The sequence below is a fragment of the Phormidesmis sp. 146-12 genome, assembly GCF_052939495.1.
Window position 1 is genome coordinate 138,859 of record NZ_JBJPHS010000003.1, and the last position, 20,440, is coordinate 159,298.

The 20,440-nt window shown below is 49.8% G+C and carries 22 protein-coding genes; 7 read left to right on the forward strand and 15 right to left on the reverse strand.

What is annotated here, in order from left to right:
• Positions 1–247: 247 nt before the first annotated feature.
• The 11 genes from ACKFKF_RS02635 to ACKFKF_RS02685 form a co-directional block, all read right to left on the reverse strand.
• Entirely contained in the window at positions 248–1,225 is a 978-nt protein-coding gene (locus ACKFKF_RS02635; RefSeq protein ID WP_446858796.1) for a pentapeptide repeat-containing protein, read from the reverse strand.
• A 29-nt stretch (positions 1,226–1,254) separates the two neighbouring features.
• Positions 1,255–1,419: a hypothetical protein gene (locus ACKFKF_RS02640; RefSeq protein WP_446866258.1), complete on the reverse strand. Its 165-nt coding sequence runs from the start codon at positions 1,417–1,419 to the stop codon at positions 1,255–1,257.
• A 544-nt stretch (positions 1,420–1,963) separates the two neighbouring features.
• Complete coding sequence (locus ACKFKF_RS02645) at positions 1,964–3,373, reverse strand: SLBB domain-containing protein (RefSeq protein ID WP_446866259.1); 1,410 nt, start codon at positions 3,371–3,373, stop codon at positions 1,964–1,966.
• Positions 3,370–4,464: a glycosyltransferase family 4 protein gene (locus tag ACKFKF_RS02650; RefSeq protein WP_446866260.1), complete on the reverse strand. Its 1,095-nt coding sequence runs from the start codon at positions 4,462–4,464 to the stop codon at positions 3,370–3,372. The genes ACKFKF_RS02645 and ACKFKF_RS02650 overlap by 4 nt, the downstream gene beginning before the upstream one ends.
• Positions 4,464–5,615: a glycosyltransferase gene (locus ACKFKF_RS02655; protein ID WP_446866261.1), complete on the reverse strand. Its 1,152-nt coding sequence runs from the start codon at positions 5,613–5,615 to the stop codon at positions 4,464–4,466. Before ACKFKF_RS02655 ends, ACKFKF_RS02650 begins: the two co-directional genes overlap by 1 nt.
• 199 nt (positions 5,616–5,814) lie before the next feature.
• Complete coding sequence (locus ACKFKF_RS02660) at positions 5,815–6,969, reverse strand: glycosyltransferase (RefSeq protein ID WP_446866262.1); 1,155 nt, start codon at positions 6,967–6,969, stop codon at positions 5,815–5,817.
• A 55-nt stretch (positions 6,970–7,024) separates the two neighbouring features.
• Complete coding sequence (locus ACKFKF_RS02665) at positions 7,025–7,222, reverse strand: DUF2949 domain-containing protein (protein WP_446858801.1); 198 nt, start codon at positions 7,220–7,222, stop codon at positions 7,025–7,027.
• Positions 7,223–7,604: 382 nt separating this feature from the next.
• Positions 7,605–8,141, reverse strand: a complete 537-nt coding sequence (locus ACKFKF_RS02670) for a DUF192 domain-containing protein (RefSeq protein WP_446858802.1) — start codon at positions 8,139–8,141, stop codon at positions 7,605–7,607.
• 9 nt (positions 8,142–8,150) lie between these two features.
• The gene (gene nblR / locus ACKFKF_RS02675; protein ID WP_446858803.1) at positions 8,151–8,843 is read right to left on the reverse strand and encodes a response regulator transcription factor NblR; all 693 of its coding nucleotides are present in this window, start codon (positions 8,841–8,843) and stop codon (positions 8,151–8,153) included.
• A 156-nt stretch (positions 8,844–8,999) separates the two neighbouring features.
• A complete protein-coding gene (locus ACKFKF_RS02680; protein ID WP_446866263.1) occupies positions 9,000–9,902 on the reverse strand; it encodes an NAD(+) kinase in 903 nt (300 codons plus the stop codon).
• A gap of 117 nt (positions 9,903–10,019) precedes the next feature.
• The gene (locus ACKFKF_RS02685) at positions 10,020–11,012 is read right to left on the reverse strand and encodes an SDR family oxidoreductase (protein WP_446866264.1); all 993 of its coding nucleotides are present in this window, start codon (positions 11,010–11,012) and stop codon (positions 10,020–10,022) included.
• Between the two features lie 245 nt (positions 11,013–11,257).
• Here ACKFKF_RS02685 and ACKFKF_RS02690 point away from each other — a divergent pair, with 245 nt between their 5' ends.
• Complete coding sequence (locus tag ACKFKF_RS02690) at positions 11,258–11,674, forward strand: ArsR/SmtB family transcription factor (RefSeq protein WP_446858806.1); 417 nt, start codon at positions 11,258–11,260, stop codon at positions 11,672–11,674.
• A gap of 36 nt (positions 11,675–11,710) precedes the next feature.
• On the opposite strand, the gene petM is transcribed toward ACKFKF_RS02690, so the two are convergent.
• On the reverse strand, positions 11,711–11,815 hold the full coding sequence (gene petM, locus ACKFKF_RS02695) for a cytochrome b6-f complex subunit PetM (RefSeq protein WP_446858807.1): 105 nt from the start codon (positions 11,813–11,815) through the stop codon (positions 11,711–11,713).
• Positions 11,816–12,037: 222 nt separating this feature from the next.
• Here petM and pdxA point away from each other — a divergent pair, with 222 nt between their 5' ends.
• Together pdxA and ACKFKF_RS02705 are read left to right on the forward strand one after the other, a co-directional pair.
• Positions 12,038–13,081 (forward strand): 4-hydroxythreonine-4-phosphate dehydrogenase PdxA, encoded by a 1,044-nt coding sequence (gene pdxA / locus ACKFKF_RS02700; RefSeq protein WP_446866265.1) that lies wholly within the window; start codon positions 12,038–12,040, stop codon positions 13,079–13,081.
• Positions 13,082–13,356: 275 nt separating this feature from the next.
• Positions 13,357–13,578, forward strand: a complete 222-nt coding sequence (locus ACKFKF_RS02705; protein WP_446858809.1) for a DUF4327 family protein — start codon at positions 13,357–13,359, stop codon at positions 13,576–13,578.
• Between the two features lie 69 nt (positions 13,579–13,647).
• Here ACKFKF_RS02705 and dapF read toward each other — a convergent pair whose 3' ends face one another.
• Positions 13,648–14,490, reverse strand: a complete 843-nt coding sequence (gene dapF / locus ACKFKF_RS02710) for a diaminopimelate epimerase (protein WP_446866266.1) — start codon at positions 14,488–14,490, stop codon at positions 13,648–13,650.
• Between the two features lie 148 nt (positions 14,491–14,638).
• Between dapF and ACKFKF_RS02715 the strand changes: the two genes are divergently transcribed.
• A complete protein-coding gene (locus ACKFKF_RS02715) occupies positions 14,639–14,854 on the forward strand; it encodes an Hfq-related RNA-binding protein (RefSeq protein ID WP_446858811.1) in 216 nt (71 codons plus the stop codon).
• A 30-nt stretch (positions 14,855–14,884) separates the two neighbouring features.
• Here the strand turns inward: ACKFKF_RS02715 and ACKFKF_RS02720 are convergent, their stop codons facing one another.
• A complete protein-coding gene (locus ACKFKF_RS02720; RefSeq protein ID WP_446866267.1) occupies positions 14,885–17,206 on the reverse strand; it encodes a cation:proton antiporter domain-containing protein in 2,322 nt (773 codons plus the stop codon).
• A gap of 486 nt (positions 17,207–17,692) precedes the next feature.
• On the opposite strand from ACKFKF_RS02720, the gene ACKFKF_RS02725 reads away from it, so the two are divergent.
• Positions 17,693–18,235, forward strand: coding sequence for a late competence development ComFB family protein (locus ACKFKF_RS02725; RefSeq protein ID WP_446858813.1), 543 nt, complete (start codon positions 17,693–17,695; stop codon positions 18,233–18,235).
• Between the two features lie 81 nt (positions 18,236–18,316).
• On the opposite strand, the gene ACKFKF_RS02730 is transcribed toward ACKFKF_RS02725, so the two are convergent.
• On the reverse strand, positions 18,317–18,832 hold the full coding sequence (locus ACKFKF_RS02730; protein WP_446866268.1) for a L,D-transpeptidase: 516 nt from the start codon (positions 18,830–18,832) through the stop codon (positions 18,317–18,319).
• A gap of 438 nt (positions 18,833–19,270) precedes the next feature.
• Here ACKFKF_RS02730 and ACKFKF_RS02735 point away from each other — a divergent pair, with 438 nt between their 5' ends.
• Both ACKFKF_RS02735 and ACKFKF_RS02740 read left to right on the forward strand, forming a co-directional pair.
• Positions 19,271–19,432: a hypothetical protein gene (locus ACKFKF_RS02735; protein ID WP_446866269.1), complete on the forward strand. Its 162-nt coding sequence runs from the start codon at positions 19,271–19,273 to the stop codon at positions 19,430–19,432.
• 202 nt (positions 19,433–19,634) lie between these two features.
• Positions 19,635–20,294 (forward strand): sigma-70 family RNA polymerase sigma factor, encoded by a 660-nt coding sequence (locus ACKFKF_RS02740; RefSeq protein ID WP_446858815.1) that lies wholly within the window; start codon positions 19,635–19,637, stop codon positions 20,292–20,294.
• Positions 20,295–20,440 lie beyond the last annotated feature (146 nt).

A 20,440-nucleotide genomic window follows, 5' to 3' on the forward strand; every position in this document is an offset into this window, starting at 1 on the left:
GATGAGAGTGACTCGCTTCGTTTCAATCGGCTTCAGCCCCCTAAGTGAGGGACTTTGAACGAGAAATATTGTCTCAAAGTCCCCCAAAATGGGTTGGGGGGCAGAAGTGCTGAATAACGAAGCGAGAAAACTTCATCGAATTCACGTTAAAAGACTAGTCTCAGGATTCCCCTGATGTTTATCCTTAACACCTACAGATCTTTGAGCGCAATTCCGTAGACTTTGGTGTAGAGTTTGGTGTCAAAATTCACTCGTGAACCTTGCCGTTGGGCATGATGGCTCCGGTGAGAAAGGCTCCCGTGAGTTTGACCATAATGCGATCGTCAAACCCAATCTTTGCCCCGCGCAAATCGGCTCCCCGTAAGTCGGCTCCACTAAAATCCGCGCCAATTAAATTCGTTTCTCGCAGATCTGCTTTGCTCAAATTCGCCCCCAACAGATTTGCCCGAAACAGGTTGGCCTTAAACAAATTGGCACCTTCTAAATTGACCTTGTGCAAAAAGGCATCACTCAGGTTGGCGTTGCTCAAGTTGGCGTGGCTGAGATTGCGACCTGACAGATCTTTTTCTTGCAGGTTTGCCCCATGTAAATCAGAGCCGCTCAAGTCGGGCGTACTGGGCCGAGGCGGTGTCTGAGACTGGCGATAATACTGCTGAGAATAGTAAGACTGAGGCGGGTGAGGCGCAGGGGGTGGTGTGGGCGGTGTCTGGGGGCGATGATATTCCGCTCGATAGTGAGACTGGGTGTAGTAACTCTGCTCCGTTGATTGGTGAGGTTTTTGCTCGTGTTTGGTGTGACCATTCTGAGCGTGGCTCTGAGAGTGATTTTGCGAATGATTTTGCGAATGGCCCGAGGCAGAATGTCCGTTGGTGTGAGTTTTAGACTGAGTGGAATGCCCGTTGGTCGAATGTTGCGCGTTTTGATGCGTTTGTGACGCTTGAGGCGGACGGTAATAGTAAGACTGATAATAGCTGGAGGCTGGAGGACGAGACTGAGCAGGCTGGGGTTGAGGTTTGCGATCGCGCCCGTGAGATCTCAAAGTATCCCTTGCATGGTTGATTTCCTTTAGCTTTTCTTCCGCTTTTTGCAGCAAGCGAGAATTATCTTTTGGCAAACGATCGGGATGCCAAATAAACACCAAGTCTTTGTACGCCTGATTCACCTCTTCGGTCGAAGCGCCAGGCTCAAGTCCCAAAATTCGATAACAACGGTCTAACTCGCTCATCTACTTCACCCCCTATACCATTCGATCATCTACAGAGCGGCTGTTTTGCAGTTTCTCAAGGGGCAAACGCGCACGCTCCCCAGTGAAGTAGTCGGCTTGGCTAATTGGGAATCGACGCGAAAATGCCAGAATGCTCCCACACCAAAAGGATAGTCAAGTCGTTTAGAAGGATGGATAGAAGGGTCGTGATTCATGAGTTTTCCGCGTCTCTGAGCCAATTCCGATTTCTCATTCTGAACCTACAAACGAGTAGGCTTGTCCGTCTACACAGTGTAGTCCCAACTTCACAAGGTTGGCTGGAAGTAAAGACTGATTTAATAGGTTTGGCAAATCAAATAGATAAGAGAGAATAATCAGTCTAGAAAAGTAGGTAGAAAGATGCTGGGCGTTGGACGTTAGACACTGGACTAAAGACTGAAATCTGTCTCTGTTTAACGTCAGTTCGATGAACGCTTCGCTTTTAGATCCGGGAACGCCCCCTAAATCCCCCACGAGTGAGGGACTTTGAACCAGAGTTCCTCTCTGAAAGTCCCCCAAAATTGGGGGGTTGGGGGGCAGAAGCGGTGAACAACGAAGCGAAAAAACTCTCATCGAATTCACGTCTGTCTAAAGTCCAAATTCTGAATTCCCTGGCTTTCTATTGAGACAATCTGCATAACAAGATCCTAGCGCAGAGGTTCCGCTTCTGAGCGACGAAACCACCTGCACTAGGGACGTTTGTGGGTTGAGCTTTACCAATTAACGAAAGAAATTAAAGATGCCCAAAATGCCTGTGAGTGGAGAAAAGACGGTGCCCAAAGCATCCCCAATTCCAGCGAGGCCTGATTTGCCGACGACGATCGTATCGTTATTTCGCAATGGTGGATTGGTCTGGTCGTTAATGCCTTGATTAAAGTCCAGAGCGATCGAGCGGCGTTCGACGGTTCCATTGGGATTGAGGCGGAGAAATTCGACCGATCGCTTCTTGGCACGAGGATTAAAGCCCCCAGCGGCCAGAAGTGCCTGATTCAAAGTTGTGTTGGTGGGCAACTGGAGCGTTCCAGGCTTGATCACTTCTCCCGCGATCGTCACATTGATCGAGTCGGGCGAAAAACTGGCTCTGGCGATCGTGGCGGCATCCTGGGGAGTCAACGCGGTCGCTGTGGGAACGATGACGCGATCGCCATTTTGTAAAGGAATATCCTGTCGCGCATCCCCGGCCTGAATCAGTTGAAACAGATTGACTCTCACGACCTGTTCGCCTCCAGAATTCGTTCTTCGGCGCACCTCAATATCACGAATGTTGGCGGCTCCCGTAATGCCTCCTGCCAGTTGTAGCGCTCTGGTCACGGTGGGCACCTGAATCTTTTGGCTCACAGTTGTCGTTGGGCCGCCTGCTCCAGTTTGAGGGGTGACTTCTCCCCGAATGCTGTGTGGGCCGGGACGATTGACCTCGCCTGCGACGATAATACTGAGCGGCTGATCATTGCTGACCGAAATGCTGGAGTTGGCAATCAGGTTCGCTTCGTCTACATTGATCGCCGTCGCTGCGGGAATAAGAATGCGATCGCCATCTCGTAACGGTAAATCTTGACTAATGTCGCCCGATCGCAGCAGTTGCCGCAAATCCACATTCAAGGTCTGGGTGCCTGCATTTTGTCCGGGTTTGCGACGAATGATTTGTACTCGTTGCAGATCGGCTGATTGGTTGACTCCGCCTGCCAGTTGCACCATTTTGGTCAGCGTGGGAATGCCCGATTCAGTGAGCGTTGTGGTGTACGAACCGGGACGAGGCACTTCTCCCGCGACAGAGACTTGAATCGGCCGCGAAGCCAGCAAACTAACGGTAATCACCGGACGGGCCAGCCATTCTTGATATTGTCTAGAAATCGCACCAGAAGCCTGTTTGAGCGTCAATCCTCGGACTGCCACACTTCCAGCTAAAGGCAGATTTAAGGTGCCATCTGCCAGCACTTGATATTCGCCGCTGTACTCTGGAACGCTAAAAATGTCGAGCTTGAGGCGATCGCCCGCTCCTAATAAATAACCTTCGTCTGCCATAACGGGCGCGGCAGGTTGAGCTGTGGGAGCGGTTTGAGCAAGTGTTGGAGTCGCTAGACTGACCCATCCGATCGTCACCGTCAGCCAGAGTGCCGTTTTTTTGATCATCGCGCTTCTCCTTTGAGAACAGATAGCCCAACGGGAGCGATCGCCCCCTGGTAAATTTTTAGCGTTTCTCGATGCACTCGATCGACGGTTAGCCACTCTAGATTTTGCTGAGACTGATATTGCCAATTTCGTAGGCTTTCTGGGTTTGACAGCAGTTGAGACAGTGCGTTGGCCAAAGCCATCTCGTTTCTTGGCGGCACCAAAAGCCCTCTGCGTCCCTGTTCCAGCACTTCAGGAATGCCGTCTACATCGCTGGCGACGATCGCGCATCCGGCCTCCCGCGCTTCAGACAGAACTAAACCAAACGGCTCTCGGTGCGAAGCCAGCACAAAAATATCGGTCGCCAATAGATAACGCTGAGGTTCTGGTTGAAAGCCTTCAAAGTGGATACGATCGCCAAAGGGGGCTTGACGGGCGAGTTGTTCAAATTCAGGTCGATCTGGCCCGTCTCCGACTAGATATAAATGAGCGGTTGGAAAGCGGTTTGCCAGTTGACCAAACGCCTGAATCAGATTCGTAATGCCCTTACGACGAAACATTCCGGCTACAGTGACGATCGCAGGATGCTGCAAGGCTACAGGTTCGACGGTTGGGAGGGGAGGAGTCCGAGGACTGCCTAACGTTCCGTTGGCGACGACGCGCAGTTTGTCAGGTGAAATTCCTCGCTTTTGCATCGAAATCGCGACGGCTTGACTGATGGCAATCACGCGATCAGCCAGCCCCATCAAAATTGCACTGCGCTGAAATTCATTGTGAACCGTAGAAACGATCAAGTAGTTTGCAGTTCCCTTGAGCAGTCTGGCCAAGACCACGCCCGTCATCATGTGGGTATGAACGATTTCTGGCTCAAATCTGCGAATGATTTCTCCAAACCGCCCGATCGCTTTCATCAAAGGAATCGGCCGTCTGCGCTGGTCAAACCTGAAATGCTGAATGCCAAACTGAGTGAGCAGCGTTTCATATTCACCGCCGCCAGATGCGATCGCCACCTCATGCCCCGATCGAGACTGCAAACACGCCAGATCGATCGCTGCGTTGATAATGCCGTTACCCAGCTTTTCAATATCGTTGAGGACATGCAGGATTCTCATCAGTTGTTTTGGGTGATGCGTTCTAAAACTTCCATGTACTGATCGACGACGCAATCGGTTGAAAAGTCTAGCGATCGTCGCCTCAAGATTCCTCGGTCAATGGGATGATTCAGCGTTTCTAGAATGGCCTCGGCCAGAGCGGGCGAATCGCAGACAGGCACCAGTTTTCCATAATTGCCGTTGTCCAAAATTTCGGCGGGGCCGCTGGGGCAATCGGTCGAGACGACAGGCGTACCCGTGGCGATCGCTTCAGCCACCACATTGCCAAATCCTTCATATTTAGAAGACAGCGCAAATACAGCCGCTTTGGACATGTAGGCGTAAGGGTTGTCCACAAATCCCGGCATGGCTACATCGTTTTCTAAACCCAGTTTGAGAACCAGATCTTCTAATAGTTGGCGCTGTTCTCCTTCGCCTAGAATCATCAACCGCGCCGGGCGCACTCTTCGCACTTGGGCAAAAGCGTTGATCAGATTAGAAAAGTCCTTTTGGTTAACCAGACGACCCACACCCAAAATCACGGGCAGTTCTCCAGGCGCAAACCAGGGATGATCGACGGCTGCTTGACTTTTTTCTAAAACGTCTGGCGTGACGACGGGATTATAAATGACGCGAATTCGATCGAGCGGTAAATCGATAATTTGTGCCAGATCAGCAGCCGTGCCCTTGGAGGCGGCCACAAGCTCGTCCGATCGCGGATACAGCCAGCGCACCATCTGAGGGCGGAGTTTTTTGAGCGTGCTGGATTCGTCATGTCTAAACTGTTCCGACAAGTAAGTTTGGACACACATCACGACGCGAGTTGGCACTCTTGATCCCCACTTTGCCCAGAGAGAAGAACTGACAATATCCAACGCTGAAAACAAGACGGTCGGCTGTTCTCGTTGCAAATAGCGTTGGAGTGCCAGGGTTTTGGAGAGTACGATCGGAAATTTGGACTTGAGATCAACCAGCCTGACATCCGACGAAACCTGCTCCAAATAATCGCCTTCTGCCTCTGCCAGCACCAGATCAGTCTTGATTCCCCGCTCGGCCAAACCCTGTGCCAGATGTAACATTGCCTTTTCTGCACCCCCTCCTGCTAAAGCTGGAAGAAACACACCTACCGAAGTCTGTTTGAGTGTCATATATTCATATGCGCCAACCTTCATGAGGATGACCCGACTCGTGATCAAATACCTCTCCCAGAAGTGAGACTCCCTTGAGGATTTGTAAGACCACCGCCTCTATCAATCTGCCTATCTCTTGAGTCCTTTTGACGGAAGTTTGAGTGTTGTTCTTTGCCGATTTAGGGGCTGTATGAACGATATTTAGAGGCTTTCAATCAGGCCGATTGTGAACTATTCTCGGTCAAGCGACCTGCGTCAAAGGGCACTCCTCTTGTAAGACTTGTGTCAGCAGTTGATGAATTTGCAGGTTGGTCTGGTCGAGGTGAAAGCGATCGCCCGCTTGGGTTTGGGCATGATCAGCAATGGCGATCGCTCCCTGCCAGTCTTGCCGAATCTGCTGGATCAGGTCTGCGAGTTGGGCAGCGTCTCCTGGGGTGACTAGCCAACCGTTGATTCCATGAGTGACTAATTCTAATGCGCCGCCTGCTTTGGCTGCGATCGTCGGTTTTCCACAGAGCATCGCTTCGACAATGACTCGCCCAAAGGGTTCGGCGGCTGTTGAGGTGTGAGCGATCAGATCACAGGCTTGCATCAGCGGCACCACATTGGATTGAAATCCTAAAAACCGGACGCGATCGTTTAGTCCCCATTCCTCAACCTGATGGTGAAGCTGTTTGACATAAGCTTGCTCTCCAAACAGGGCATCTCCCACAAAAATGGCGGTGACATCGGGGCACCGAGTGAGCGCCTCTAGCAAAACATGCTGCCCTTTCCACGGAGAGAGACGGCTAAAGTGACCGATGACAAAGCGATTTTCTAATCCCAACTCTGCGCGAAGAGAAGAATCTTCACCTCGATACTGCTCTGGCCGAAATCCGTTGTAGACGACTTGCGTGATTTCTGACCGGCCGCCTGCTGCGATAAAGGCTGATCGACTGGCTTGAGAGTTGGCGATGACCAGCGTTGATCGGTTAGCCAGAGTTACCGCCAGCCGCAGATTTGTCGGGCTAAAGTGTTCGGTTGAGAGAATGTCGTGTAGATGATAAACCAGCGATCGCCGAGTGATCAAGCTGACCAACGCTCCGACTACGAGCGCTTTTGGCGTATTGGCGTAAATCAGATCGTAGTGGCGGCTGACCTGGGCGACTTCTACGATCAGGGGAATCATCTGCCCCAGACTCCTCAACCCTGTGCGCCAACCACTGTCTTTGCGAACTTGTATAGGCTCGCGACCCAACACCTGGACGGGGATCTGATTTTCTTGAAGCAAGTCTTTAAAGGGGCCATCTTCAAGCAAACCGACGAGACACTGCGTTTGAAGCGATTGGGCAATGTCTAACAGACAGAGTTCTGCGCCCCCGGATTTGCCACTTTGATCCAAAAATAAGATTTTCACGGGATAGCCAGATGAGTTTTCAGGCTATTCAATCTTGAGTTAGAAAATTATTTATCTAACTAACGGCTGATTCTAGCCAATCGTAGATGCGATCGAGCTGCTCCAATGTCACCAGTCCGTATTGCCAGAGAATCATCGGCAACGGGCCGTTATTTTGCTCACGGTGGCGCAGTGCAAAGGCGATCGACGAGTCAGAAATCGCCAATTCTTCTCGCAAAAAGCGAATAAATTTAAGGTGAGTTGCAGGTGCCATTTTTCTCTCATCTCCTGAGTGAGTCCCATTGTGGACAAACATTGCGTTTAATGAACACCCACAGGTAGCCACTCTTTGATCTGGACTATTTACGCAAATTGACCCACACTCACACCTCGTCACGATCGCGCTCAATCAAGGCTCAGAGATGATCCCCGATATAGATTGCTTGGGGATCAAGAATAGACCCTTCCTGGATGTGAGTCCTCTATCTTGAGAGTGATTCGGCTTCAGGGCGGCTGCTCAAAGTATCAAATATGACGTACGAAATCCTCTAAATTTCAGTATCCATCATTCCGCTCCATTAAAAAATATCTGCACGAAAAATTTATACGAGACAGAAATTTTTGAAGGGAGCGAGACGACTAATGCGGTACGATTTTTAAGGCTTTTTGGAGTCCGATTTGAGAAACTGAACGGGAAGCCGATCGCCCACCTTTAAACCCAGCGCTTTCGATCGTCCGCCGCTCACCTCAATGACCTGATCAACCACTTCATCTCCTGAGCCATACACAGGACAGGGGTCAGACTTGCAGGGAGGCACATCAACCGCGATCGCTTTGACAACCCCTTGACGCACAAAGATCATGTCCAAACTGATCAGCGTATTTTTCATCCAAAACTGCACCGGGCGAGGCGGATTAAAGGGAAACAACATGCCGCGATCGTCTCCCAAGCTGGTGCGACCCATTAATCCAGTCGCTTGCTCTTGAGGGGTATTGGCGACTTCTAGCTGAATCTTCTTTCCGGCAACGTCAGCGATCGCTGTAATGGGTAAGTCTTGAGCCATCGCCGCCTGCACAATCGGGACATCGGAAGCCTGAGTTGAAGTGTCCGCTGTCGAGAGCGCGCAACCCATCAGCACTACACTTAACCCAAGCCCCATCACGCTGGTTTGAACAAAATTCCGCTTTCCCATTCTCTCGCCTCAAGCTTCACGCAACACATAGCCAACCCCGCGCACGGTTTGAATCAGCCGCTTTTCGCCTTCGTCTTCAATTTTTAGACGTAAATAGCGAATGTAAACCTCAATCACATTGGACTCGCCCACAAAATCGTATCCCCAAACATTTTCCAAAATTTGCTCACGAGTCAGAACTTCGCGGGGGTGTTCCATCAGATACTTGAGTAACTCAAACTCCTTCATCGTCAAGTCGATCGCCCGTCCATTTCTTAAAGCCTGACGAGTTGAAAGATCCAAAATCAGATCTCCAAATCTCAACTGCTCATTGCCAGGGGTTTCAGGTTGTAGATAAAGCTTGACGAGCTTGAGAAAATCATCGCTGCGATAGGGCTTGAGAAAATAATCGTCGGCTCCTGCTTCTAGGCAAGCCACCCGATCTTCAACGCTATCTTTTGCCATCATCAACAGCACCGGAATCCGCGCCCCCGTATTGCGAAGATGACTACAAAAGGTCAGTCCTGAGTCTCCACTGAGCAGTCGATCGACCACAATCAAAGCCGGGTGCCGTTCTGTCGCATGACGCAAACCACTGGGAGAATCGTGGGCAACGATCGTGTCATAGCCCGATTCTTGCAGATCTAGACTGACACTTTGGGCCAGCGCTTCATCCGTTTCGATGATCAGCACGCAGGGGTTGAGTTCGAGAGTGGTACTCATAAGAGAATGCCTGGGGGACAGAGGATTTTCTATACTGAAATGTATCTTTAGTGAGGTTCCCCATTGTTTTAGCACGTCTCGAAGCGATTTGAATTTTGAGTTTCGCGCCTGGCCCTGATGGTGGGCAAAGTTCTGCACAGCCTTCTCGATTTTTTCTCAAGTCGGTTTAGCAACGTGTGGCAACCCCCAGCCGAGCTTGTCACGCAGCGCATGAAAAAATTCTGGCGGACGCAGACGCACAAATCGAGCCGGATAGTCTGATCGCTCCACCCGCACACAATCATCCGACAACACATAACAACCCGCATTACCGTCCGCCGTCAGCACCAACCGATTGGGAGTCGCCGGAAAAATCGTCACAGGCTCGCTATTGGCAAACACCAGCGCGCGAGATGCCAGAGAGTGTGGGCAAATCGGCACCAAAATCAGTACAGGAACCCCCGGCTTTACGACTGGGCCACCCGCCGAAAGCGAATAGGCAGTCGATCCGGTCGGAGTCGCCAAAATCAGCCCATCGGCAGCAATGTCAACCGGGGTATGTCGCCCGATCGCCACTTCAAAATGACACATACTGGTCAGCGGTTCTCGATGCAGCACGACTTCGTTCAAACAAAGCGCTTCCCAAAGTGAGACCTCATCTCGGAGAATTTGCACTTTGAGCATGGTGCGTTCCTCGATCTCGTAGTCGCCAGAGAGCACCGCCTCGATCGCTTCTGACATCTTATCAAGCAAAATCTCAGTGAGAAACCCCATGTGTCCTGTGTTGACGGCCAATAGCGGAATGCCACTTGGTGCGACTTGACGAAATGCCGAGAGAACGGTTCCGTCGCCGCCCAGCACGATCGCGAAGCTCATTTCTGGATCAAACCCTGGCGGTGAAATGGTGTCGATCGGCGTATGACAGACTGGACTCGAAGGATTGGAATAGCCCAAAATTCCCCCACTTCCGGTGGCCACAATAACTTCCCACCCGCGCAAATTTAGCTTGTCTTTTAGTGCAGCCGCAGCTTGACAAGCGATGGGTTTGTCGTCGTTGTAAATGATGCCAGCCTTGGGCACAAAAAAAGTCCGTATCTAATTAATCGGGTATTTCGGAATATAACATTCCAGTTCAGCAATCTGTTCTGGACAATGAGCTTTGAATTAGAGACAACTCAAAAACTCATTGCTCAAACCTTAAAACTTTGGATAAGTTCTCCCGTCTTTGGCGACTTTCTTTTTCTTATTTTTCGCTTTTTCCTGGGCGTATTCCACTTCCTTCAGCTTTTTGAGGATGCGTCCAAAATAGTCCTGCATGTAGGCTTCCAGAGTCGTCATTTCTGACTGCTCCAGCCCAAAGGTTTTGTAGACATCCCCCATTGAGGCATCGAGGGCCTTTCCGGTGGCCACGACTTCGGTAAAGGCAAGTCGATCGGCAATATTCCAAGTCCATTGAAAGAATCGCGCAAATCGACGAATGGCCCGCAGCAAGCCGATCGGCATCGTGGAGACTCTCGCTTCTTTACCAGACAACCGTTCGCACAGCCGAATGATTTCATAAGCGCCCCAAGCACGAGCGCCCACAACGGGAAAAGATTTTTGCTCAGTCTCAGGCACTTTGAGCGCTTGAACGGCAAATTTGGCGACATCTTGCGTATCCATATAAGCGATCGGCGACGTGTCTCCCATCACCCAGACTGCTTGACTTTCGAGAATCGGGATGGCGTATTGACCAATCAAACCCTGCAAAAAGCCACAAGGTCGCAAAATCGTGTAGTTTAGCCCTGACTCAATCAGAAGTTTTTCTGTACAAGCTTTAATATCCATCAACGGTACGTCCGGAAATTTTTCCGCGTCCAGGATGGAGAAGAAAATGTAGCGATCGATGTCTGCGGTCTTGGCAGCTTGAATCAAGTTGACCTTACCGTCCCAATCCACCTGTCTGATGCTGAGAGAGTCAGTAGCTCGTGCGGTAGCAGCATCGACGATCGCACTTACGCCCTCCAAGGCCGCGGGTAGGGTATCAGGCTTACACAGATCACCCGTGACTAACTCCGCGCCCCATTCCTTTAAGAAAGCCGCTTTTTTGAGACTGCGAACGAGACAGCGCACTTCGTAACCCTCATCTAGAGCGCGACGAGTCACCTGTCTTCCCAAGGTACCAGTGGCACCCACAATTAATAAGGTCATGAGGAGTTCGTGACGAATTGTTAACTTTTTGTCAAATCTTATCAGAAATTATCGTCAAAATTGGTTTTTTCCCAAAGCAGATTAGATTCTCAGGTAAGTGTTTACAATCCTACCCGATCTATTGCAGGGTCACTCGCTGAATCCAAAGCCGCTGAGTCCAAAGCCGCTCTGCTCTAAGTTGTTTCGAGGTCAATTACGCTACCCTGGTATAGGACTAAGTTGTTGAGCGATTTGGGTTGAATGTTATGTCGAATCTCAACTCCCTTTCGATGGGTGCGCCTGACAAAGACCAACCAAAGGCGACAGAAAGGTTGAATTGTGAAGTCCAGCACCCGGTAGATCTGAGCCATGTTCGCCAACTCAATCGCAGCATTGTCAGTGTCGAAAAAGCCCAGCGAATGGCAGAGTTTTTTGCGCTGTTGGGAGATGCCAATCGGTTGAGAATTCTCTCAGCGCTGGCAACTCATGAGCTTTGCGTGTGTGATCTGGCAACGGCTGTCAAAATGAGTGAGTCTGCCGTGTCTCACCAACTTCGGGCCTTGCGATCGATGCGTCTGGTCGGCTACCGCAAGCAAGGGCGCAACGTTTTTTACTACCTCAAAGACAGCCATGTGTTTAATCTGTATCGAGAAGTCGCCGAGCATTTAGATGAAGAAGACTGAAGGCTAGAATGTCCAGATTCTTCAGTCCCCTATTAGCTACTCTTCGCCGCCTTGAATTTTGAGCAGTAAAAAGCCCAGGCTCAGACCGACTAAAATTAGCGTAAACGCGAAGAAAGCCGTTGTAAAAATTTCTCCAGCCATGAATTCAATTCTCCTAAATTGATGGGGACGGGACGATTGTTACCGGGAAGACTTTACTCTCGTCAAATGAGTATGTTTACCTAGTAATATCTAAATCCCTACAAAAGTATTGTAAACCAGTTGAGTAGTGCCTTCTCAGGAATAAAGGTCGTCTTTGCGCCACGCTGTCGAAGGTGAGAATAGACATTTTCCTGGGGCTTGTTTTTTAGTTTCTAATTTTTTATGGTTCTGAAACGCTCTCGTCTGGTAATCCCGGTTGGCGACCCTGCTGGAATTGGTGCTGAAGTTGTGTTAAAGGCGCTGTCCGACGATACGGTTGCCCAAAAAGCGTCTGTCACGATCGTGGGCACCCGGTCTCAACTTCAAAAAACCTACGATCGCCTTCATTCTGTTTGTTTGCTGGCGCATCCTGATCGCTTAAATGTGTTGGAGGTGCCGCTAACAGCAGAATTAGAGTCGCAAATTATCCCAGGCGAGGGTAACGCGGCCAGTGGCGAAGCGAGCTTTCAATATTTAGAAACGGCGATCACTCAAACCTTGGCAGGCAACTTTGAGGGAATTGTCACCGCGCCGATCGCCAAATCTGCCTGGAAAGCGGCCGGACACTTTTACCCAGGGCAAACCGAACTGCTGGCAGAGCGGGCAGGCGTGACTCGATTTGGCATGTTGTTTGTCGCTCGATCGCCTCACACTGGTTGGACGTTGAGAACCCTGTTAGCGACGACTCACATTCCTCTACGCCAGGTGGCCGACGCACTGACTCCAGACTTGTTGACCCTCAAACTAGAATTGCTGATCGACTGCTTGCAGCGAGATTTTGGCCTCAACCGTCCAAAGATCGCGATCGCGGGCCTAAATCCGCACAGTGGAGAACAGGGACAACTCGGTCGCGAAGAACAGGATTGGATGGTAACGTGGTTAGAAGAAATGTGTGTTCGCTTTCCCAACACTCAGCTAGATGGCTTAATTCCGCCGGATACGCTCTGGGTGAAGCCGGGACAATGTTGGTATGGCAGTCAGGGAATGGCTCACGATGGCTACTTGGCGCTCTACCATGACCAGGGTTTGATTCCGGTGAAGCTGATGGCATTTGATCGAGCCGTAAATACGTCGATCGGGCTGCCCTTTATTCGGACTTCTCCTGACCACGGAACGGCCTTCGACATCGCAGGGCGAGGAGTTGCAGAGGCGACTAGTTTGAAAGCGGCGATCGATCTAGCGATCGAACTATCAGAACATCAACTTGCGGCCTCATCGGTTTGCTAGACAAACTTGCACTATTACAAACTTTTACAATGTGATCCAGACCACAAACCTGACTCACTTTGAATTTTGGGGCGAACCAGGAATGGAAACAATGTCAAGCCTTGCTGACAAAAGCAACACTTCTTAATATAATTCCTAAAGAAGTAGCCTGAAAATAGAAAACATTCAGTATATCTGACTACAAAGCTGTTTTCTTCGAGGCACGAACAAAATGCTTTTTGCAAAATCTTTTAATTCTTAACGCGCACAATTTTAAGGACTCCCAGGAGGGTGACATGATTCAGACAATCCAATACTCCCTGACCATGATTCAAGACGAAGTACGTCAACTGGTCGAAAAGGGAGTGGTGAATCGTCAGCAACCGATTTATACACTCTGCAAGCATATTCCTGCCCGCGAATGGGTCTGCATTGAGTGTGAGCTAGAAAAGTGTGATTTTTTGCTGCGCGATCGCATTGGTGACTTGATGGGCAGCGAGCTTTGGGATAACGATTAAACGGGCTGTGTGGGGAAGTTTTCAGTTCTGAGTTTTGCAGCCACATCGATCCAAAGCTCTGAAACAGGCTCAAAGCTTGCCCACAAACACTCGCTCTGCTGGCCCGGTCATGTAGAGGCGGTCATTGACTGCCCATTCGATGTCTAAGCATCCACCGGGCAGTTCGATTGTTACTCGGCGATCGCAGCGTTTGTTAAGCACTCCAGCAACCAGGGACGCACAAGCACCTGTGCCACAGGCCAGCGTGATTCCAGCGCCTCTTTCCCACACGCGCATCTTAAGATAGTCCGATCGCACCACTTTAATAAATTCAGTGTTTGTCCGTTGTGGAAACGCTGGATGATGCTCAAATTTTGGGCCAATTTGCTCTAAAGGAATTTCTGCTACATCGTCTACAAAAGTGATGCAGTGCGGATTGCCCATGCTCACACAGGTAATGCGCCAAGTTTGACCTGCGACTTCTAAGGGTTGATCGATTGCAGTTTGGTCAGGGGCGACGATCGTGGTGGGAATTTCCGCGGCCAAAAGATGAGGCACTCCCATATCCACGGTCACTTGACCGTTGGCTTCTAGCTTGGGTGTCATCACGCCTGCCAGCGTCTGAATGCGATATTCTGCGCGGGCGGTTCCGTGATCTGAGGTTTCCAAATCTGCTAAAAATCGGCCCAGACAGCGAATTCCATTGCCGCACATTTCTGGTTCTGAGCCGTCAGAGTTAAAAATTCTCATGCTGTAATCGGTGCCATCCTGCCCCGGAAGCGCGAAAATCACGCCGTCTGCTCCGATTCCGAAGTGGCGATCGCATATCTCAATCGCCTGTTTTGGAGTCAAGCAAGGCTCTGATGAACTGCGATTATCAATCAGAATAAAGTCATTCCCCAAACCGTGATACTTAGTGAATTCAACATTCATGATTCGCGACTCCGAAGGATGTGTAGAGTTGAGATTGCGGAACTATAGAAAAAGTTTTGAGATCCAAATTTTGAATCTGCGGCTGCAAGCTGCTTCAATTCAAAACTCACGACTCTAAGCTGTTTGCCATTTGCCAGAGGAAGAAAACATGTCTACTGAACTAGAAACCGGGCTACCCAGCATTCGTCAGGTGCAGACGATCATCCGTGAGGAAAAAGAAGTCGAGATGAAACTCGTTACGGGCGATCTGCTCACCGGAAAAGTTCGCTGGCAAGACCCACATTGTATCTGTGTGCTGGATCAATACGATCAGCCGATTATCGTTTGGCGGCAGGCGATCGTGTATGTCAAACCCAAGCTCTGAATCCTGCTCACCTCTGTACAGCGCAAAGCGTCAAGACTCCACCTGCTTTTCTAGAAGCCCGCCATTGGTTTCAGCCCCCATCTCTGAGAGTAGGGAAGGTTGTAGTTTGGGCGCGATCGCCTCTCTTGCCTGAATCAGCGCATGAAAACTGCCGCACAAGAGAAGTCGATCGCCCTCTTGCAACGCCACCTCATCTTCTGGGGATCGCAAAAACTTGCCTTCTCGCCGCACTGCCTGAATACGAATGCCGTACTGTTGTAGCGGATCAATTTGGGCGATCGTTTTGCCCACCATCATGCTGTCTCCGGGCATCTGAATCCATTGGCAAGAGGCATTGGGCGCAGGAACGGCCGCTTCCCCTTTGGCCAGTTCATCAAAAGCGGCGACTTCATTCGGCTCTCCAACAATCAAGACGCGATCGCCCTGTTCCAAAGTGGTCAATGAGTCAGGGTAGTCAAGTTCGGCTCCACCTGCCCGACGAATGGCCACTAGAGAAACGCCTGTGAGGTGACGGATATCGGTTTCTTCGATCGTCATCCCCAATAGCGGCGACGCTTCCGGCAATGAGTACCATTTGCTATTCATTTCGCCTGTGGCGGCTTTTAGATCGCGAGAAATTTCATAAGAAGGACGCTCTGGACGCAGTTCCAAATAGTGAGAATTACGAACTTCCTGCACGTCTTTCTGCACCGTCAACAGAGACACGCCGCTTCCGTTAAGCAGATGAGCCAACAGTTCTAAACTGGCTTCAAACTCAGGCTGTACAACTTCTCGCGCACCCAATTGATAAAGCAGTTCGATGTCTTTATCTTTGTTGGCACGGACGACAATATCTAGATCAGGAGCTACTTCTAGCGATCGCTTCAAGCAAAGGCGCGTACTCATTGGATCAGGAAGGGCGATCGCCATGCCTTTGGCCTGAGCCACGCCTGCTTTTTCCAACACATGCAGACTGGCCGCGTTGCCGTAAATGTAAGGCAGTCCCGCTTCTCGCACTTGTTGAATTCGGCTCTCAGACTGGTCGATTACCAGAACGGGATAGTTGCGATCTTGGAGCAGCCGCACAATGTTTCGCCCGATTTGTCCATAACCGCAGACCACAATATGGTTTTGAGTCGGCAGATCATCCGCAACACCCAAAGGTACGTCAGTTTGTTCGAGATAGCGCTGCATCCAGGGTAGTGACTCAGCCCAATCAAAAAGCTTTGGCACCGATCGCAACACAAAAGGAGTCAAAACCAATGTGACAGCCGTCGTTCCTAAAATCAGCAGGTAAACTCGGCGAGAAACTAGTCCCAGCGATTGACCTTCACTAGCCAGCACAAAAGAGAATTCCCCAATCTGAGCCAGCCCCAATCCTGCGATCAAAGCCGTCTTGAGCGGATAGCGAAACAGCCGAACCAGAGGCGTAATGATTATGAACTTGCCAATAAAAACCAGAGCCACCAACCCCAAAATCAGTTCCAAATTATTCCAGAGGAAGCCGGGATCGATGAGCATTCCGATCGACGCAAAAAATAGCGATGCAAAGATATCTCTTAACGGCTCGACATAGGTCAGCGTCTGGTCGGCGTATTCTGCCTCAGAAATCATCAACCCAGCGACAAAGGCCCCCATCTCGATCGAGAGTCCCAAATGCTCAGTTAGCAGGGCAATTCCCAGACAAATCGCCACCACTCCTAGCAAAAATAATTCACGACTCTCTGTTTTTGCCAGCAGCCTCAAAAGTGGAGGAATGACCCAAATGCCAGCGGCCACCGCGCCCAGCGCAAAAAGTCCTGTTTGCAGAAGGGCCCAACCGACCGCCAGACTGATTTCTTCGGCGGGTTTATCTAGCGCAGGCAGCACCGCCAACATCAGACCCAGTGCCAGATCTTGCACGACTAAAATTCCCAGCATCACCTGGCCATGAGGCGTGCCCGTTTCATTACGCTCCATCAAGCACTTGAGAACCACGGCGGTCGAAGAGAGCGACAAAATCCCTCCCAAGAAAACGCCCTGAGCCGGAGAAGCGACCCAACCCATGCCGATCGAGACTAGAGTCGTCACCACGATCGTCAGCGCAATCTGTAGCCCACCGCCGCCTAAACTGATATTTTTAACTTTTCTTAACTCTGAGAAAGAAAACTCCACTCCCAGGGCAAACAGCAGAAAGGCCACTCCAAACTGCGCCAGTGTTTCTACCTGAATCAGTTCTTTGATGAGTCCTAACCCTGTTGGGCCAACGACCATCCCTGCTAGCAAGTAGCCTAACAAAACAGGTTGTTTGAGCAGGGCAGCCAGCAAACCTCCTGCTGCGGCAGCAGCCAAAACAGAAACGAGATCGACAATCAGCCTGAAGTCTTCTTGCACGAGCGTCCTAAATATTAGAAAAAATATTACAGTCTATAAACTTTAGAATACTAAGTTTTCATAATCTAGGGAACAGGCGCACTCTCCTTTCTCTAGAGTTGTTTTATTCTGGATGAATTCTCTGGCTCGTAAAGTGAAACCATTTATGAAATTTGATGCATAATTTGCACGCGCTGTCTTCAGAATGCGTCAAGCCGTTCGCGTGAATAATTCGCGTGAATAAACTGATTGATTAGGATAAATTGTGATCGCAGTCCATTAGTCTGCCTTTCTCAAGAGTCTGCCTTTCTCAAGGCGCGAGACGTGCTAGATCGTTCACACTTGTCAAGCTTCTGTTCGATCGCCTAATCTGCATTTATCGAATCGAGAAATTGCATAATTCATGACTGATCAATCAGATCCGCATGTTGCTAGATGCAGAATCTGGGGCAAAATGATTCCGGGGTTAGTCCATTCAAACGCTGTTTGGAGTTTTTAAGAGGCGCTATGAGCATTGAAAAGATCGTTGAACAAGCCCTACAGGATGGCTATTTGACACCAGCAATGGAAGCAGAAGTAGGGCGTATCTGCGACACAGCCTTAGAGCTTTCGATCGAAGAATACATGGCTTTAGACCGTTTGATGGGTGCACTGCTGACAGGCGAGGTGGTGGCAGTCCCGCGCAAACAGTTTATTAATGTGATGGAAGAATTGGTGTTGACGGAGGCGATCGCACGAGTAGCGGAGATCGAGGCAACCAGCGATCGCACTTTAGATCTGGGGGATATTGCCGCCTATGCGCTCAACCGCCTTCCCCCGCTTTACGCCACCACCGAAGAGGGGGCAACTTACCAGCGTCAAACTGCCAAAGAAGAGCTACAGGGCGTGATTTCTCAACGAGTTGGAGAAGCGATCGCCAAAAACCTCGATCAGCCCGAATTCTTTCCAGAGCGTCAGGCGATCGGGAAGAGTTCTAAGGATGAAATCTTGACTCAGGTCAGCGCTTTACTTCAGGCATATGCGCCCAGTTTTGAAGCAGAGCCTCGCTAGAGTCAATTGACACCGCGACCTCAAAGCGACCTCGAAAGTGAAACAGACCATCATCCCTTTCAGATTTTGATCTAGCAAAAATTAAGGTTTCACGGTGACAGGAGTTCCGATCGAGACTTGGCGATACAGATTGCCGACATCGGAATTTCTCATTCTGACGCAGCCGTGCGAGACGGCCTGACCGAGTAGCTCTTCTTCGTCAGTGCCGTGAAACCCAATCAACAAGTCCTCTTCAGTACTAAAGCCAATCCACCACTTTCCTAGCGGATTCTTTTCGCCAGGTGGAACTGTCTGCCCTGTGATCGGGTGCTGCCAAACTGGATTGCGATACATCTGAAAAACTTTAAAGGAGCCAGTCGGCGTTTCCCAGCCAGCCTGCCCAATCGCCACAAAGTATTTGGCTTTTAGCTGATTGCCTCTGTAGAGATAAACGCGGCGATCGCTCAGATCAACCACGACTCTGGCGTTAGAAGTTGGCACTATTGGAGACGGCTCCGGCCTTGGCGATGCTAACTCGACTCTGGGGAGAGAAATTTTTGGAAACTGCTGCCACTGCGCCCCAACGATTAAAGCGCCTGTTCCGACACAGAGAAACATGAACGTTCTTGATAGGGATGTGTTTTGGATCTTTGCCGCCATCTTGGAGAAATGTCTTTCTTCCTAAAATACTTTATCAACTTGATCTCTGTAAAAATGCGGTCAACTTTTTCGGACTGCGATCGTATTCTGTGAATATTCTTCCGGAAGCAATCACGCCACGGATGAAGTTCAAAATGTAACCCTTTAGGGGGAATAAATTTCCATCCGTTTGATTGAGCCTTCTCAAAATTTCTTATATACAAAGGTACATTTCCGCAGTTTCTATTTTCATCTTTTACTTTTTAAGTTCGATCAATTTAGACAAAACAGGGCACCTTATTTTGACAGTTGACTCACCCGTGTTTAAAGAGTTTGTCAACTGCTCTCCATAATAAGTATTTGAATCTACAATTCAGTCGGTAAGGCAGTTTCCAGGTGTTGTGAGGTGAGGTTTCTATGTTCAACAAATTATTTTTGGCAGTCACAATCACATTCTCGCTGAACTATTTTTTAGGGATTTCTTCAGCTTCCCTTCAAGAAACAACAGTTCCTCTGGAGTTGCAGATTGCTCAAACACAGGTCACAACTCTGTTAGCAAGTGTTGATTGGAGCAAGTAGCTAGAACGATTTTATTTCGCTCCAATGTCCTACCGCCAAACAAAGTCACTGAACGGCTCACTCCTTGGAGAGAGAAAAACTTTGTTCCCGGTGCAAGATATGCTGGTAGAACAACCACAAGGATTAGGAAACTTTTAGGGAACTTCTTCAATAGAGTCTGTGTCATGGAAGGAAAGTAGGAACGTATCGCTAAATTCCGCCCATGAGTCACTCCCTTCCTGTATCCTGGTCTGCGGTTGAGGCAACAGCCCCTCAGACACCAGTGCAAGCAGAAAAACTCCCTAACTACGACTTGGTTTTGCAGTGTCAGACAGGGCACCGTCCAGATAAAGCGGCGTTTGCTGAACTCATGCGGCGGTACCAGTCTCACGTTGACAAAGTTCTCTATCACTTGGCTCCTGACTGGCAAGATCGAGCTGACCTCGCTCAAGAAGTTTGGATTCGCGTCTATCGCAATATCAAGCGTCTCAATGAGCCAGTGAAGTTTCGAGGCTGGCTAAGTCGGATTGCAACCAACTTGTTTTATGACGAGCTACGCAAACGCAAACGTAATTCTAGCCCGCTCTCTTTAGATGCACCGCTGTCGCTTGAAGATGGCGAACTCGATTGGGAGCTTGCTTCAGAAACCCCAGGCCCTGAAGAAGATCTGACGACGCGCGAGTTTTATGACCAGTTAAATGAAGCGATCGCTGACCTTCCCGAAGTTTTTCGCACGACGATCGTGTTGCGCGAGATTGAAGGAATGGCTTATGAAGAAATCGCTGAACTGACTGGGGTTTCGCTGGGCACCGTCAAGTCGAGGATTGCCAGAGCGCGCCACCGACTCCAGACCCAATTGCAGACTTACTTAAACGGCGGCTAGACAAAGTTTAAAGTCTCTGTGAGCTTGCGAGTACAATTGCCCTTTTTGGTGATATTTCATCTACCCTTTTTGGTAATATTTCCCTCAATAGCGGCGATTTCGAGACCTATCTAGCGTGAGTTGAAGTTTCTCAGACTGACTTAGTA